This is a genomic window from Bizionia sp. (assembly GCF_048259285.1).
In the GTDB taxonomy this organism is placed as follows: Bacteria; Bacteroidota; Bacteroidia; order Flavobacteriales; family Flavobacteriaceae; genus Algorimicrobium; species Algorimicrobium hallyeonense.
Genome location: NZ_JBLXHU010000003.1, coordinates 72,479 through 87,673, shown reverse-complemented (window position 1 = coordinate 87,673; position 15,195 = coordinate 72,479). Strand labels below are relative to the sequence as shown.

The following is a 15,195-nucleotide window of genomic DNA, read 5'->3' as shown; positions in this document are numbered from 1 at the left end:
TTTAGATGGATGCGCAATTATAAATTAATGCTATATTATGAATAAAAAACGCGTAGGAATTATTGGTGCTGGTCCCAGTGGATTAGCACAGTTAAGGGCTTTTGAAGCTGCAAAAAAACAAGGTTTAGAAGTTCCAGAAGTTGTGTGCTTCGAAAAGCAAAGTAACTGGGGTGGTATGTGGAATTACTCCTGGCGAACAGGTGTTGGTAAGTATGGTGAACCTGCTCATGGGAGTATGTATAAATATTTATGGTCCAATGGTCCGAAAGAATGCTTGGAGTTTTCAGATTATTCTTTCGATGAGCATTTTAAGAAACCTATTTCTTCATATCCACCAAGACCGGTGTTATTCGATTATATTCAAGGCAGAATAAAAAAGAATAATGTTCGCGATTATATTCGGTTTAATACTACGGTACGATGGGTAAGTTATGATGAAGACACTAAAAAATTCAAAGTTGTTTTAGATAATTTAAAAATTGATAAAACCTATTCAGAAGAGTTTGATTATCTGGTTGTAGCATCTGGTCATTTTTCAACACCAAATATGCCCTATTTTGAAGGCATAGAACAATTCCCTGGTCAAGTATTACACGCCCACGATTTTAGAGGTGCCGATCCATATAAAGATCAAGATTTATTAATAATTGGGAGTAGTTATTCTGCCGAAGACATTGGTGTACAATGCCATAAACACGGTGCAAAATCAGTAACTTTAAGTTATAGAAGTAATCCTATTGGTGTAAATTGGCCCGAAGGAATTGAAGAAGTGCCTTTATTGAAATATTTTGAAGGCAATACGGCTTATTTTAAAGATGGAACGTCCAAAAGTTTTGATGCCGTAATTATGTGTACAGGCTATCAGCATAAATTCCCATTTCTTCCGGATGAATTACGCTTGAAGACAAAAAATAATCTTTACCCAGATCATTTGTATAAAGGTGTTTTCTTTAATGATGTGCCTAACATGATTTATTTAGGAATGCAAGATCAATACTACACCTTCAATATGTTTGATACTCAAGCTTGGGTAGCACGAGATTTTATGATGGATCGTTATAAATTACCATCAAAAGCTGAACGCCGTTTGGATATAAATAAATGGTTAATTGAAAACGAAAAATTAAAATCGAGTTTTGATCATGTTGATTTTCAAACCGCATATATTAAAGACTTATTAAGCCTATCGGATTATCCGGATTTTAATGTAGAAAAAGTAGCGGAAATGTTTAAAGAATGGCTACAGGATAAAGATGAAAATATTTTGACCTACAGAGATAAAACTTTCCAAAGCGTTGTTACTGGTACGATGGCAGAAACCCATCATACCGAATGGATGGATGAATTAGATGATAGTAAAGAACGGTATTTGTTTCAAGAGCAAAGTGAAGAAGCCCTGGAGGAAACGTTTGAAAAAGAACATATTTAGGCTTTAAAAATCCATAGTCGCATATATTTTTAAGAATTAGACCTTGCAACTTTATACTAGTGTAAGGTCTTTTTTCTTTATCCAAATGGGCATAAGGCCTATTTTTTTGTTAATTTAACAGCATCATAAACACCTGTTATATGAATTGGATTTTACTTGGAGAAATTGCTTATATCATTATAGTTATTTTAGTTATTTCTAGAGTATTGTACGATACACGTAGTAGTACCAAAGCTTTATCCTATATATTATTCATTGTATTTGTACCATTCTTGGGTATGATTTTTTACTTTTCTGTGGGAACAAACTACAGAAAACGAAAACTCTATTCAAAAAAAATAGTGGAAGACGAACCGCTGCGAGAACGCATTAGAAATAGGATGAACACCTATTCTGAAGCTATAAGTAATTCTGGATTAATTGCAAGAAAAAGTGAAACGTTGATTGAGTTTATTCGTCGTGCAGGAAGTAGCCCATTAACCGCAAATAACGACGTAAAACTCTTAATAAATGGCGATGAAAAATTTCCAGAATTATTAAAAGAACTGGATAAAGCAACAGCGCACATTCATATAGAATACTATATTTATGAAGATGATATTACAGGCAATCAAATTGCCGATATGCTTATAAAAAAAGCCAGTCAAGGCGTTGAAGTTCGTTTTATGTATGATGATTTTGGAAGTCATGGTTTAGGGCGGTCATTCATAAAAAAACTACAAGATGGTGGCGTGCAAACGGCACCATTCTATAAAATAAAATGGTATGCATTTGCAAACCGAATCAATTACAGAAATCATAGAAAAATTGTTGTTATTGATGGAGTTGTTGGTTTTGTAGGTGGTATTAATATGAGCGATAAGTACCGAAATGATTTAAGTACTAAAAATCATTTATTTTGGAGAGATACGCATGTCGTAATCAAAGGTCAAGCCACGGCCTATTTACAGTATTTATTTATGGGTGATTGGAACTTTTGTAGCACAACGCCATTTGAGTATTCTGAGTCCTATTTTATAGATAGCACCCAACAAGAAGTCATCTCTAACGAAGTGGTTCAGATTGCCGCTTCCGGTCCAGATAGTTTACAGCCTGTTATTTTTTATTCCCTTTTAGAAGCCATTAGTTCTGCCAAAAAATGCATTTATATTACAAGTCCGTATTTTATTCCAGACCAAAGTTTAATGGATGCGTTACTTATTGCCGTTCAAGGCGGATTAGATGTTAAAATCATCATCCCAGGTGTTTCAGATTCTAGAATGGTAAATGCCGCCGCAAGTGCTTATTATACAGAGCTGTTGCAAGTTGGTGCAAAAATTTACAAGTATAATAAAGGGTTTGTGCATGCAAAAACAATGGTTGTAGATGATGATTTGGCCATCGTAGGATCGGCCAATATGGATTATAGAAGTTTTGATCTTAATTTTGAAGTCAATGCCATGATTTATAGCAAAAATATAGCGGTACAACTTACAGAAGCTTTTGAAAATGATTTAAAAGATTCTGAATTAATGGATGCACAAGCTTGGTTAGATAGACCAAAATATATTCATTTGTGGGAGAAAATGGTGCGTTTGTTATCACCATTTTTATAATTTTAAAAGCAGGTTCGGGGATACGAGTTTTATAGACCGCTTCGTAACCGTCCGTATTATTTTCAAATGGTTCAATATATTACTGGTAAAACCGTATTTTTAGTTCTTATTAATTCTCAAACAGAAATCTTATGAATGAATCAATTCAGCTTATGAAAGAATCTTTGAAAGCCTATTGGGAATCTTTCATTATGGGTGTTCCTAAAATTATTCTGGCCATAATAATGATAATTGTTGGGTTTCTGCTGGCTAATATTATTTCACGTTTTTTTAAAAAAACCTATCTATTAAAAACACAAGACCCGTTAATGGTTAATTTCCTGTCTAAAACGGTGAAATTAGCGGTTTTAACATTGGTTATTATGATGGCGTTAAAAGTAGCTGGATTACAAGGTGTAGCAACAGGATTGTTAACAGCTGCCGGAGCATCAGCCGTCATTATAGGGTTTGCTTTTAAAGATGTTGGCGAGAATTTTATATCCGGAATTATTTTGTCCTTCAACCGTCCTTTTGATGTGGATGATACCATTATGGTAGATAATATTTTTGGTAAAATTAAATCGTTAGAATTCAGATATACCAAGGTAAAAACTTTTGATGGTCGCGATGTGTATATTCCCAATAGCGATATTATAAAAAAAGCCGTTTATAACTATACCGAAGATGGGTTTTTTAGACTAGATTTTATGGTAGGTATAGATTATGAAGACGATATTGATACGGCTAAAAAAGTTATTTTAGATACAGTTAGAAATTCTGAAGGTGTTTTTGAGGATGGAGAACACGAGTGTTTTGTGGTAGTCGATTCGTTAGGCGTAAGTACCGTGAATTTAAAAATTCTCTTTTGGGCTCAAACAAAGGAATATAGAAAACGCGCCTTGGAAGTAAAAAGTACCGTTGTGAGAAATGTGAAACAAGTAATTATGGAAAATGGTTTAAATATGCCTGCTGATATTACTGAAATTAAATTATATGGTTCGCAAACTAGTATTCCAGTAACGGTTGATTATAAGAATAAGGATAAAGAATAAACGCCGTTAAAACGGGTGTATTTTCGTTTTAAAGTTTGCGTAATTTTAGGTCTTGTTTTTTATCAATTCATTTTAAATTGTATCTTTGAAAACACCCTAAAAACTACATAACTAATGCTTGAAAATTTCTGGTTTAATGTTGAATATGGCATCAATCACGTTTTAGATATTAATGCCTATGACCATGTACTATTTCTTATTGTACTTACAGTTCCTTACCTATTTAAAGACTGGAAACGTGTTCTCATTTTAGTAACCATTTTTACTTTAGGTCACACCTTATCCTTGGTGCTTGCTGCCTATGGTGTTGTGAGTGTTAATGGAGCATTAGTAGAGTTTTTAATTCCTATTACCATTTTAATTGTTGCTCTTTTTAATGTGTTTACTGCAGGAAAAGGCGCCCAAAAAGAGAAAATTGGTGTGCTATTTTTTTCGACCCTCTTTTTCGGACTCGTTCACGGATTAGGTTTTGCTCGAGAATTTCAAATGATGGTTGGAAAATCGGATAACAAACTTCTTACCTTATTAGAATTTGCTCTTGGTATAGAATTGGCCCAAATAATCATTGTGTTTGTGGTGCTATTTTTGGGTTATATTATGCAAACTGTTTTCCGTTTTTCAAAACGCGACTGGGTTATGGTTATTTCAGCAGTCGTCGTTGGATTGGTAATTCCTATGATTTTAAATAGCGATTTAATAGCCTAAAGACGCCTGATGCCTAAAGTTTTCATAAATCTTTAATAGTGAGGTTGTAATTAAAATACGAAGCCACTATCTTCGTTATAAGTAAGTATGTTTATGAAAGAGAAAAAACAACTTAAATATGATAAAGCGTATTTAAGAATGGCTTCAGAATGGGGAAAATTATCCTATTGTAAACGCAAACAAGTTGGTGCCATCATTGTAAAAGATAGAATGATTATTTCCGATGGTTACAATGGTACACCAACCGGATTTGAAAATTTTTGCGAGGACGACGAAGGGTATACCAAATGGTATGTGCTCCATGCCGAAGCCAACGCCATTTTAAAAGTTGCTGCATCTACACAGTCCTGTATGGGTGCAACCCTTTATATTACCCTTTCTCCATGCAAAGAATGTAGTAAATTAATCCATCAAGCAGGTATAACACGTGTGGTTTATAAGGATGCTTATAAAGATGATTCGGGTTTACAGTTTTTACAAAAAGCAGGAATAGAATTAAAATTAATTACAGATTTAACAGCTGAATGACATTTAAAAAGAAATATTTACCGCTGATACTAGGCGTAGGAATTGCGGCTGGAATTTTTATAGGTGGAAAATTAAATTTTTCTGATAAACCAGATCGTTTATTTAGCTCCAATAGCAAAAAGGAAAAGCTAAATCGGCTAATTGATTATATTGATTATGAATATGTAGATGATGTTAATACAGACAGCATTGTAGATATTACTGTTAACGGTATTCTAGAAAATCTAGATCCACACTCGGTTTATATTCCAAAAGCCGATATGCAACGGGTTACCGAAAACATGAAAGGTGATTTTGTGGGTATTGGTATTAGTTTTTACACCTATAATGACACCATTACTGTAATCCGAACTATTGAAGGAAGCCCAAGTGATAAAGTGGGTATTCAAGGTGGCGATCGGATTATTACCGCCGATGGCGATTCCATTTTTGGTAAAGATTTAAGCAATTCAGATATAATTAAGAAGCTTAAAGGGCCAATTGATACCAAAGTTAAATTAGAAGTCTACCGAAAAGGCGAACCAAAATTACTGACCTTTACAGTAAAGCGCGATCATATTCCTATTCGGAGTGTGGATGCGGCTTACATGCTTACCGAAACATTGGGCTATATAAAAATTAACCGTTTTGCAGAGTCTACTTATAAAGAGTTTAAGGAAGAACTAGAAAATTTAAAAAAATTAGATGTTCAGGATTTGGTCTTGGATTTACGTGGTAATCCAGGTGGATTTTTAACCATTGCCGAACAAATAGTGGATGAGTTTCTAGAAGATGATAAGCTTATTTTATTCACAAAAAATAAACGTGGAAGTATTCAAGAAAGTTATGCTACCAAAAAAGGCGATTTTGAAAACAGTAAAGTATATGTGCTTATTGATGAAAATTCTGCATCGGCAAGTGAAATAGTAGCTGGCGCACTTCAAGATAACGATAAAGGAACCATTGTTGGCCGAAGATCGTACGGAAAAGGCCTAGTGCAGCGAGAAATGAATTTAGGAGATGGTAGTGCGGTACGTTTAACCGTGTCGCGCTATTATACACCAACAGGACGCTCCATTCAACGTTCTTATAATAATGGTAATAAAGATTATTACGATGATTATTTTGAACGTTTAAGCAGTGGTGAATTCCTAGATCCTGAAAAAATAGAAGTAGCCGATTCCTTGAAGTTTACCACACCAAAAGGTAAAGTGGTTTATGGCGGTGGTGGCATTATTCCAGACGTTTTTGTGCCACTAGATTTAAGCATGCAAAACGAAACCTTAACCTTTTTACAACGTCGTGGTTTTGTGAGTAATTTTGTGTTTGAAGAATTGGAGAAAAATCGCCATGCTTATGATGATTTTTCGCGTAAGGATTTTATTGATAATTTCATCGTATCGGACGATTTTGTATTAGCTTTTCAAGATTATCTCAACTCTAAAACAAGTGCCAATATAACTTTTGTAGCTTATAATGATGAGGTAAAACAGTACATTAAAGCAACATTGGCGGCACAACTTTATACCAAAGGTGCTTTTGAAGAAGTGCTCAATAAAAGCGATGTGATGATTGAAGAGGTTCTAAAATTGGATGCCAAGTTATAGCCGTTTAACTTTTAGTTAAAGTTATCAATTTTGGTTACGATTATTCATAGTCTCATTAACCACTAAACTTTATCATGAACTTTAACGTGTTCTCCGTAATTCCATAGTGTTAAAATATCCGTTGCCACATGAGCACCACTTCCTGAAGCTATGGCGAATTGACTGCGCCAACCAGCAAGCGTTCCAGCCACATATAACCCGTCTTCTATTAGATGGTTATCGTTTTGTAACCAAATACGTTCTTTCTCCGTTTTTGCTCGTGGGTGCGGTTTAATATATGGTTCCAAACCCGAAATAGTGAGTAAATTCGTGTATCCAACAGCCACAACTACTAGTTTAGATATGTAGGTTGCCTTGTTAGTAATAACGGAAAAACCATCAGTAGTTTTGGCTATAGTTTGTACTTTTTCATGTTCAATACAATCCACATGTGGATATAAGGTGTGTAATTGTTCTTTTCCGGAAACTAAAATATCTGCGCCTGTAGTGCCAGGTGTTACACCTAAAACATTATTAAATAAGGCGTTTTGTAAATGCGATGTTTTCTGATGAAGAATAATACCAATATGTTTATCTGCCGCAAACACTTGTTTTTTTGCTGAACCTAGAACTAATGCGCAGGACATACCAGCTGCACCACCACCAATAATTAAAACATCAAACATTAGTTATTGTTTTTAGCTTTTTGATCAATTTTTTTTGAAATAGATAAAATCTGTAAAAGTACAATTGCGCAAAGCGAAGCAAAAATAGTAATCAACGCCACCATGCTTTCACCTTCAAAAGGTGCGCTAAAATTAATTTTAGTCACATTAAATCCAATTAAAACAATGGCTAAAATGGATAGAACAAGCGTGAGTATTTTCATAATAAAAATAGTTTTCGTTTACGTTTCTGAATTTTTTCGAAAGAACATTCCAAAAAGAATCTAACAAAGATGACGTAATTAATAGTTTTTACAAAATTAGACCATTATTCCTAAAGTTCCATCATTATAGTAACCGAAAGTTTCTCTATTTTTGCAGCATGTTTCAATTAGGAAAAACCATAGTTTCGGAGGATATTATCCAAAAAGATTTTGTCTGTAACCTGTCGGCGTGCAAAGGTGCTTGTTGTATAGATGGTGATGCAGGTGCACCACTTGAAAAGGCGGAAGCCCAAATCCTGGAGGATATTTACCCAAAAGTAAAACCCTTTTTACGTCAAATTGGGATAGATGCTATTGAAGCTCAAGGTACTTTTATTACCACAGCAACTGGTGAATTAGAAACACCACTTATTGATGGTGCGGATTGCGCTTATGTAACTTTTGATAAAAAGGGAACGGCTTTGTGCGGGATTGAAGAGGCCTATAATCAAGGTGCTATTGATTGGAAGAAGCCCGTTTCTTGCCATTTATATCCTATTAGAATTAAAGAGTATTCCGAGTTTTCTGCGGTAAATTATGATAAATGGGAAATTTGCGATGATGCTTGCGTTCTAGGTAAAGAATTACAAGTGCCTGTTTATAAGTTTGTTAAGCAGGCGTTAATAAGAAAATTTGGTGAAGACTGGTATACCGATTTAGAAAAGGTAGCCGAAAAGTTGTCATAACTTACTCAAATATATTATATTGTCCATCTATTCTCTAATATAGACTCGCCTATATTAGAGACTAATTGCGTTTAATATTTTTAACCCAAATGAGACCTATTCCTTATGAAAAAAGTAATTTTTTTCTTAATTAGCTCGTTAACCTTTCACGCGTTATTTAGCCAAACTACTTGGCAAGACTACACCAAAAATGCAGATTCATTACAGCTTAATTTTCAGTTTAAGGATGTTATTGAACCTAGACAAAAAGCCATTGATATAGCAAAAACACAGCAAAAAGATACGGTTCCATTTCTAAATTTATTGTTAGAGATGAGTAAAAATGAACTTGCCACTTCTAACGCAGAACTGAAATCTGAAGCCTATAAAAGTCTGCAATCACAAATTTTAGAATTAGAAGAGTCTGGTGCTGAACCAGAAAGACTTTACCAAGCGTATAGACGCATGTATATTTTTGCTCATAATTACATGAGGAACATGCGGGACACGGATAAATACGTGGCTAAATCTATAGATTATCATTACAAATGTCAAGAAATAGACTCTGTCGTTTTAATGAAAACCTTGCATACTTCTGGTGTCGTGTCTCGTGTGGTTGGTAGGCTTAACGCATCTGTTGCGGTATTAAAAAAGGCTGAAGATCTGTATCAACATATTGATCCTGAAGTGAGAAACACCAATAATATGGCTAGTATTTATTTAGACTTGGCCATGGTTTATAACTATGAATTTTTAAACATTCCATCCAAACGCTTAAAATATCTTAAAAAGTCTGAAGCCACATTTAAAAGTGTGGACAAACCAAATATGGACTACTTTATAGGTGTTTATACCAATCTATCCGATTACGAAGAGCTTGAAGGAAATTATAAGAAAGCAGAAAATTATTTAAAAAAAGCTATTCAACTATATAAAGATAATGCAGCTTTAGCACAGGAATCTAGAAGAGGAAAAATAGGTTTTAAAAGAGATTTGCAGTTTAAGGCATCTTTACTAAAAATTTATCGTGAAACAGGACAGGAAGATAATATGTTGTCGCTTTTTCAGGAAATGAAAACCATTAATTCAGAAAACACACTGGACGATATTGAAACAGATTTTATAGCAACTGCTTATTTAATCGTAGCAAGATATTACCGTTTTAAAAATAATGAAAAAGCCTTGACCTATCTCAATGAAGGTTTAGAATTTCATAAAAAAATAAATTTTAAGAAGCTTGAAGATCAATTTACAATAGAAAAAATTAAGATTTTAATTGATGAGGAGCGATATGTAGAAGCAGAAAAACTTTTAAAGGAAATTGAAGGTGAAGAAAAATTACGTCCAACCATTGAAAATGACATATTAGTTCTTCATGCCTCATTAAATTTTAAAAAGAAGAATAACGAAGCATATACTTATATCAATAAATTAATTCATGGGTTTTCTGAAGAAAATAAAGCTTTAGATATTAAAACAATGGCTTATCAGGATTTTACACCAAGTCTCGTTTTGAATGATATCCAGTATCTTTTAGAACTTATAGAAAATCTTGAAAAATCATCATTTAAAGATGATACCGTAAGACATACGTTATATCTCATAGCTTTAAAACAATTTGAATCTAATTTTCATCATGAGTTTCTAAATGAAAAACTAAAAAAGACCTACGATAAAATAAGTTTTTACTTTCTTGAAAAAGCATCCAACAACCAATTAGCAGAAAGCGACATTGATTTATTTTTAAATTTTACGGAAACTATTGAAGCTAAATATTTGCTGAATACATTTATTGCCAACAGGGCGGAATCTAATCTGAATGAAACGGATGAACTCATTCATGATGAGCAGCGTTTACGGTCTAATATTACCTATCTGAAAAAGAAAAATATTGAAAAAAAATCGGATAGCTTGCGTGAACTTATTTTTGAAGAAAATTTAAAGTTGGATGCTATAAAAGATCAAATAAAAGAGCAAGGTTTTTATATCTCTCAAATTATAAATTCAGAGGATTCGCAAAAGCAAAAACAGATTTTTAAAGATCGTTATATAATAAAGTATAAAATAGTAAACAATCAAGTATTCAGAATTATTTATAATAACAATAATATTAAATTTACTAACCTGGGTAGTTATTTGGACATAAAACCAGAGGTCACTAAAATGCTATCTAAAACTAAAAATATTAATGTTCCAATAATTGAAATTAAAAAACACGGAGCAAATTTGCACAGTATTTTACTTACCGACGTTGATTTGGCCAGTAATAATAACATCTATATTATTCCAGATGGTATTTTGCATTATTTGCCTTTTGAGCTTTTAGTTTCCAACAATGACTATTTGCTAAACCAAACTAAAATTAGTTATGTTTCGGCATTAAGCTTTATCGATTCGCCTGTAGAAATTAATAAAGAGAATGACAAAATTGCATTATTTGCACCATCATACAATCTGTTTGCGCCTACAGATACGCAGTTGGCTGTAAGAGGTGAGCCTTATTATTTGGATGGTGCTATTAAAGAAGTGAATTCCATTTCAGAATTATTTGAAAACAGTGATGTTTACACCAATAATAATGCCTCTAAAGAAGCTTTCAAATCACTTTCTAACGACTATTCTATTCTACATCTGTCTATGCATTCCTTTTTAAATGATGCGGACTCCGAGTTGAGTAGTTTAGTTTTTTCAGATACGAAGGCCGATTACGAATTGTATATTTCTGAACTATATGGCTTAAACCTAAATGCCAATATGGTGGTTTTAAGTGCGTGCAATACAGGTGTTGGAGAATTTAAAACAGGAAAAGGCATTGTATCTATGAACACCGCCTTTACGGCAGCAGGAGTACCATCAGTTTTGTCCAGTTTATGGAGCGCACCGGATGATGCTACTAAAGAAATTATGGTTTCATTTTATAAGCATTTAAAAGATGGAAATGATAAAGCTGAAGCTTTACAAAAGGCGAAACAAGATTTTTTAAGCGCAAATGAAAACATGTCTTTGGATCATCCTTATTATTGGGCAGGATTTGTAATGTCTGGAGATATTTCGCCTATCGTGGACAAGAAAAATAATACAATTTGGTATGTAATAGGAGGTGGCGCTCTAATTTTATTAGTTGTGCTCTTCTATAGAAAACAGAAAAAGCAAGCGGCTTAATATTTAATTAATTTGTTTTAAAAGTTTTTCGGCCTCCTGCTTCTTAAACGTACCATTGCTAATTAAGGCTTTTAAGGTGGTTGCTGCTTTTAAATTAGATTCTGTTTTAATATATGCAAGTGCTAAATACCAAAGCTGTTGCGCTTTAAAATTTTCAGAAATATTTTTGGTGTCGGATAATATGGTAATAGCTTCCTTATTCTTATCCAAATATAAAAGGGCATTTGCTTTATAAAAATATAATACTGTATCTGGATTATCTTTTAAAATTGTATTGAAATGCTTTAACGCCAACTCATAATTTTTAGCTTCATAAGCAATAAAAGCTTGGGACATTAAATCATGAGTATCTTGACCTCTTACAATAGGGTGTACCACATTTTTATAAGGTTCAAAATGGGAAGCATAGAGCGCCTGATTACTCACATTGTTTTGTTTGTAAATCCAGAAACTAGGAATTGCTAATAAAATAATAATTACAGCTGCAATTGCCCATTTTAAATATGGATTGCCCGTGTTTTTTAAAGCGCTTTTAGCAGTGTTGTCTAATGCTTGAAACCTTTCTTTCAGTTGTGTTTGCTCTTCTTTGGCAATAACCGTTTTAAGGTTTTTTTCAAATGCAACCGCTTTTGCAAAATCAGGATCTGTTTCCATTAAATGGTTAAACGCTTTCTGAGTTTCTTCAGTAAGTGTTTTAGAAAAATAGTGTTCTATTAAGTTCTCTTTATTCATGCTATTAATTAAAGATCATTGCTTTTAAAGCTTTTAAACAACGTGATTTTTGACTTTTGGTAACATCTTTGTTGTTATAATTTAATTCGGCCGTAATATCGTCTATGGTAAAACCTCTGTAATAAAATAAAGTCAATATTTCTTTACACTTCCCTTCTAAATTAATAAAGGCTGCTTGTAACTGTTTTTGTTCGTCGGTTAGCTCGCCTATTAATTCTGTAGAGAGATCATATTCATTCTTTAAGCTATCAAATAATGCAGGCTCACTTACTAAATGTAATTTTTGTTGCTGTTTTAAGGCTTTAAAAATCTTATATTTTCCAATACTGAAAAGGTAGGTTTTGACTTCGCTTTTTAAATTATCCAACTTTCCATTCATAGCATTTTCTCGCAATGCAATAATGGCATCTTGATACATGTCGGTTATCAAGTCTTCGTCCGCGGTATATTTTTTAGCAAATCCAATAAAGGCAGATTTATGCTCCAAATAAACGGCTTCTAAAGTTTCTATATGGCCTTTTTTTAAAGCTTTGACAATGTCTTCATCTATCATATTAATGTCATTGGGAATTCAAAAGTAAACAAGATTATTCAATAAAAAATTAAAATGGTGTTTACCTTTTTAAAAATATAGCACCAAATAGTACATAATTAGGTTTTAATATGCTAATAATTAATCCTATTTCGAGATTTTATTCAAAATTAGTTATTAAAAACCGTGCAACAAAAAATAGCCTTTAAACTATAAGTATATGAAAACATCAAGTTGAGAATACTTTATGTTATCTATAAATTAGAATTCTTGTGCGAATACCGTTAGTCCATAACCTATTAAAATAGAGCCATTAGAGAGTTAGCTGAAAATGGTGAAATAGAAGAAAACCGCAAAAATAAAATAAAACCTACTTGATAGGAATATTTAAAATTACTTGTGTTCCACAGGCCATATTATTATCATCATATAAATCTATTATATCAATACTGTAATCTTCTTTGAACGTTTTCGAGAAGTTTTCAAGTCGTGCTTTGGTAATATTTAAACCAACCGATTGACGTTTTATTTTCTTTTCATTTTTAATTTTCTCTGAAGCAACGCGTCCAATTCCATTATCTGTTATGGTAATTGATACATGGTTGTCATGGGTTTTTTTAGCAACTAATTCTATTTTTTTATTTTGAGTTTTACTTGATAATCCATGCCAAATGGCGTTCTCCAAAAATGGCTGTAAAATAAGTGAAGGTACTTTTATAGAGGATGTATTTAGGCTTTCATCAATTTTTTCTTGATAGTCAATTTCATTGGAAAACCGGATATTTTCTATATTCATGTAGAGTGACATGTTTTCAATTTCATCTTGAAGCGATATTTCCTTTTCGGTGGATGCAATGAGTATTTTTCGGATTAGTTTTGAAAATTTATTGAGGTAATAAACAGCATTTTCCTTTTCGTTATTTATAATGTAAAGTTTGATAGAGTTCAAGGAATTGAAAATAAAATGCGGATTCATTTGATTGCGCAACATATCTTGTTCCAACGTTAAAATTTTCTTCTCGTTTTTAAGTTGGCGTTGACGGTATAAAACATATAAGGTAATAAAAACCAAACTGGCACCTAACAGACTTAACAATAGGGTTCGTTTGTTTTTTTCTAGTCGGAGTTTTACTATTTCATTCTCACTGGCTAATTCTTTAATCTGATTGGTTTTTTTCTCCGTATCATATTTTATAATTAAATCATTAACATACTGAATGTTGCGTTCGTTTGTTAGGCTTTCATCTAAAATTACGTGTTTCCTGAACGTATCTAAAGCGGCATCATGTTGCCCAGACAATTCATAAATTTCGGATAAATATTTATAAGCTTCAATTTCTGAAGATTTTAAATTAAATTCTTTGGCAATTTCTAGTCCTTTATTTAATTGGGTTTTGGCAAATTCTAAATTGTTGAGTTTTAATTCCGATAAGCCATAATTAACATAAGAAATAGCAATGTAAAACTGATCGTTTTCTTTAATCGCTCGTTGTAAGGCGTCTTTAATTATGGTGTTCGCTTCTGTAAACTTATCTTGATAAATGTAAACTTTACCGATGCTATTAAAACAGATAACAATGCCTATTTCAGATTCAATTTGATAGTTATAATCTAAAGATTTGTTGTAGTATTCCAACGCTTCTTCATAATACCCCGTTTTTTCTTTAGCATATCCAATATTATGATTGTTAATAGCTAGACCGAGCTTGTTGTCTAATGCTTCTTCAATAGCTAATGATTTATAGAATTGAATAAGTGCTAAATCATATTGTTTTAAAGCCAAATAAATATTTCCCATACTGTTTTGAGAAACGGCAATACTTCGTTTTAAACCTAAAGTAATTTCTGGTGCATTTTCGGCTAAATCGAGTGCTTGTTTATGGTAATCCAAAGCAGAACGAATAGCGTCCATACGTCTGTAAACAACACCAAGCATGTTCAGACTAATGACCTCCATTTCCAAATTACCACTTTGTTTGGCTGTGGCAAATGCTTTTTTATATAAACCAATAGATTGTTCGTAATCAGAAATGTTTCTAAAACAATTACCTAGTGAATTTAAGGCAAACCATTCGCCTTCCAAATAATCCTTCTGGTGACTTTTATGAACTAAATACGAAAGTTTAATGGTGTCAAATTTCACATTATGAAAAACAGAATCCAGAATAGCGGGTTTGTCTGGTCTTTCAATCAAAATGCTATCCACCTTTTTGTAAAAGGATTTTAAATCTAGTTCTTGCGCTACACTACTAATTGTAGTTGCAAAGCAAAGCATAATAAAAATGGTGTTTTTAAAAAGCCTATAGTGGTTTTTGGTGTTCAT

General features: G+C 32.8%; 13 protein-coding genes. 8 read left to right on the top strand and 5 right to left on the bottom strand.

What is annotated here, in order from left to right; translation table 11 throughout:
- Positions 1-37: 37 nt before the first annotated feature.
- The 6 genes from ACN0QX_RS02270 to ACN0QX_RS02245 all read left to right on the top strand — a co-directional run bounded on the left by ACN0QX_RS02270 (position 38) and on the right by ACN0QX_RS02245 (position 6,874).
- A complete protein-coding gene (locus ACN0QX_RS02270; protein WP_248397431.1) occupies positions 38-1,429 on the top strand; it encodes a flavin-containing monooxygenase in 1,392 nt (463 codons plus the stop codon).
- Positions 1,430-1,569: 140 nt separating this feature from the next.
- The gene (gene cls, locus ACN0QX_RS02265; protein ID WP_417195312.1) at positions 1,570-3,024 is read left to right on the top strand and encodes a cardiolipin synthase; all 1,455 of its coding nucleotides are present in this window, start codon (positions 1,570-1,572) and stop codon (positions 3,022-3,024) included.
- Positions 3,025-3,155: 131 nt separating this feature from the next.
- Positions 3,156-4,055 carry a mechanosensitive ion channel family protein gene (locus tag ACN0QX_RS02260; protein WP_248397435.1) on the top strand — a complete coding sequence of 300 codons (900 nt, stop codon included), beginning with the start codon at positions 3,156-3,158 and terminating at the stop codon, positions 4,053-4,055.
- Positions 4,056-4,169: 114 nt separating this feature from the next.
- Positions 4,170-4,760, top strand: a complete 591-nt coding sequence (locus tag ACN0QX_RS02255; RefSeq protein ID WP_248397437.1) for a HupE/UreJ family protein — start codon at positions 4,170-4,172, stop codon at positions 4,758-4,760.
- Between the two features lie 93 nt (positions 4,761-4,853).
- On the top strand, positions 4,854-5,288 hold the full coding sequence (locus tag ACN0QX_RS02250; RefSeq protein ID WP_248397439.1) for a deoxycytidylate deaminase: 435 nt from the start codon (positions 4,854-4,856) through the stop codon (positions 5,286-5,288).
- Positions 5,285-6,874 (top strand): S41 family peptidase, encoded by a 1,590-nt coding sequence (locus tag ACN0QX_RS02245; protein ID WP_248397441.1) that lies wholly within the window; start codon positions 5,285-5,287, stop codon positions 6,872-6,874. The genes ACN0QX_RS02250 and ACN0QX_RS02245 overlap by 4 nt, the downstream gene beginning before the upstream one ends.
- A gap of 62 nt (positions 6,875-6,936) precedes the next feature.
- Here ACN0QX_RS02245 and ACN0QX_RS02240 read toward each other — a convergent pair whose 3' ends face one another.
- Together ACN0QX_RS02240 and ACN0QX_RS02235 are read right to left on the bottom strand one after the other, a co-directional pair.
- A complete protein-coding gene (locus ACN0QX_RS02240; protein WP_417195309.1) occupies positions 6,937-7,539 on the bottom strand; it encodes an FAD-dependent oxidoreductase in 603 nt (200 codons plus the stop codon).
- The gene (locus ACN0QX_RS02235) at positions 7,539-7,742 is read right to left on the bottom strand and encodes a hypothetical protein (RefSeq protein ID WP_248397445.1); all 204 of its coding nucleotides are present in this window, start codon (positions 7,740-7,742) and stop codon (positions 7,539-7,541) included. The genes ACN0QX_RS02240 and ACN0QX_RS02235 overlap by 1 nt, the downstream gene beginning before the upstream one ends.
- 158 nt (positions 7,743-7,900) lie before the next feature.
- Between ACN0QX_RS02235 and ACN0QX_RS02230 the strand changes: the two genes are divergently transcribed.
- Positions 7,901-8,467, top strand: a complete 567-nt coding sequence (locus ACN0QX_RS02230; RefSeq protein WP_248397447.1) for a DUF3109 family protein — start codon at positions 7,901-7,903, stop codon at positions 8,465-8,467.
- Positions 8,468-8,572: 105 nt separating this feature from the next.
- Entirely contained in the window at positions 8,573-11,608 is a 3,036-nt protein-coding gene (locus ACN0QX_RS02225; protein WP_417195307.1) for a CHAT domain-containing protein, read from the top strand.
- Positions 11,609-11,611: 3 nt separating this feature from the next.
- Here ACN0QX_RS02225 and ACN0QX_RS02220 read toward each other — a convergent pair whose 3' ends face one another.
- From ACN0QX_RS02220 to ACN0QX_RS02210, 3 genes are all read right to left on the bottom strand, one after another.
- A complete protein-coding gene (locus ACN0QX_RS02220) occupies positions 11,612-12,340 on the bottom strand; it encodes a tetratricopeptide repeat protein (RefSeq protein ID WP_417195306.1) in 729 nt (242 codons plus the stop codon).
- Positions 12,341-12,344: 4 nt separating this feature from the next.
- Positions 12,345-12,893 carry a sigma-70 family RNA polymerase sigma factor gene (locus tag ACN0QX_RS02215; protein ID WP_248397452.1) on the bottom strand — a complete coding sequence of 183 codons (549 nt, stop codon included), beginning with the start codon at positions 12,891-12,893 and terminating at the stop codon, positions 12,345-12,347.
- A 349-nt stretch (positions 12,894-13,242) separates the two neighbouring features.
- Positions 13,243-15,195 (bottom strand): tetratricopeptide repeat protein, encoded by a 1,953-nt coding sequence (locus tag ACN0QX_RS02210; protein ID WP_417195305.1) that lies wholly within the window; start codon positions 15,193-15,195, stop codon positions 13,243-13,245.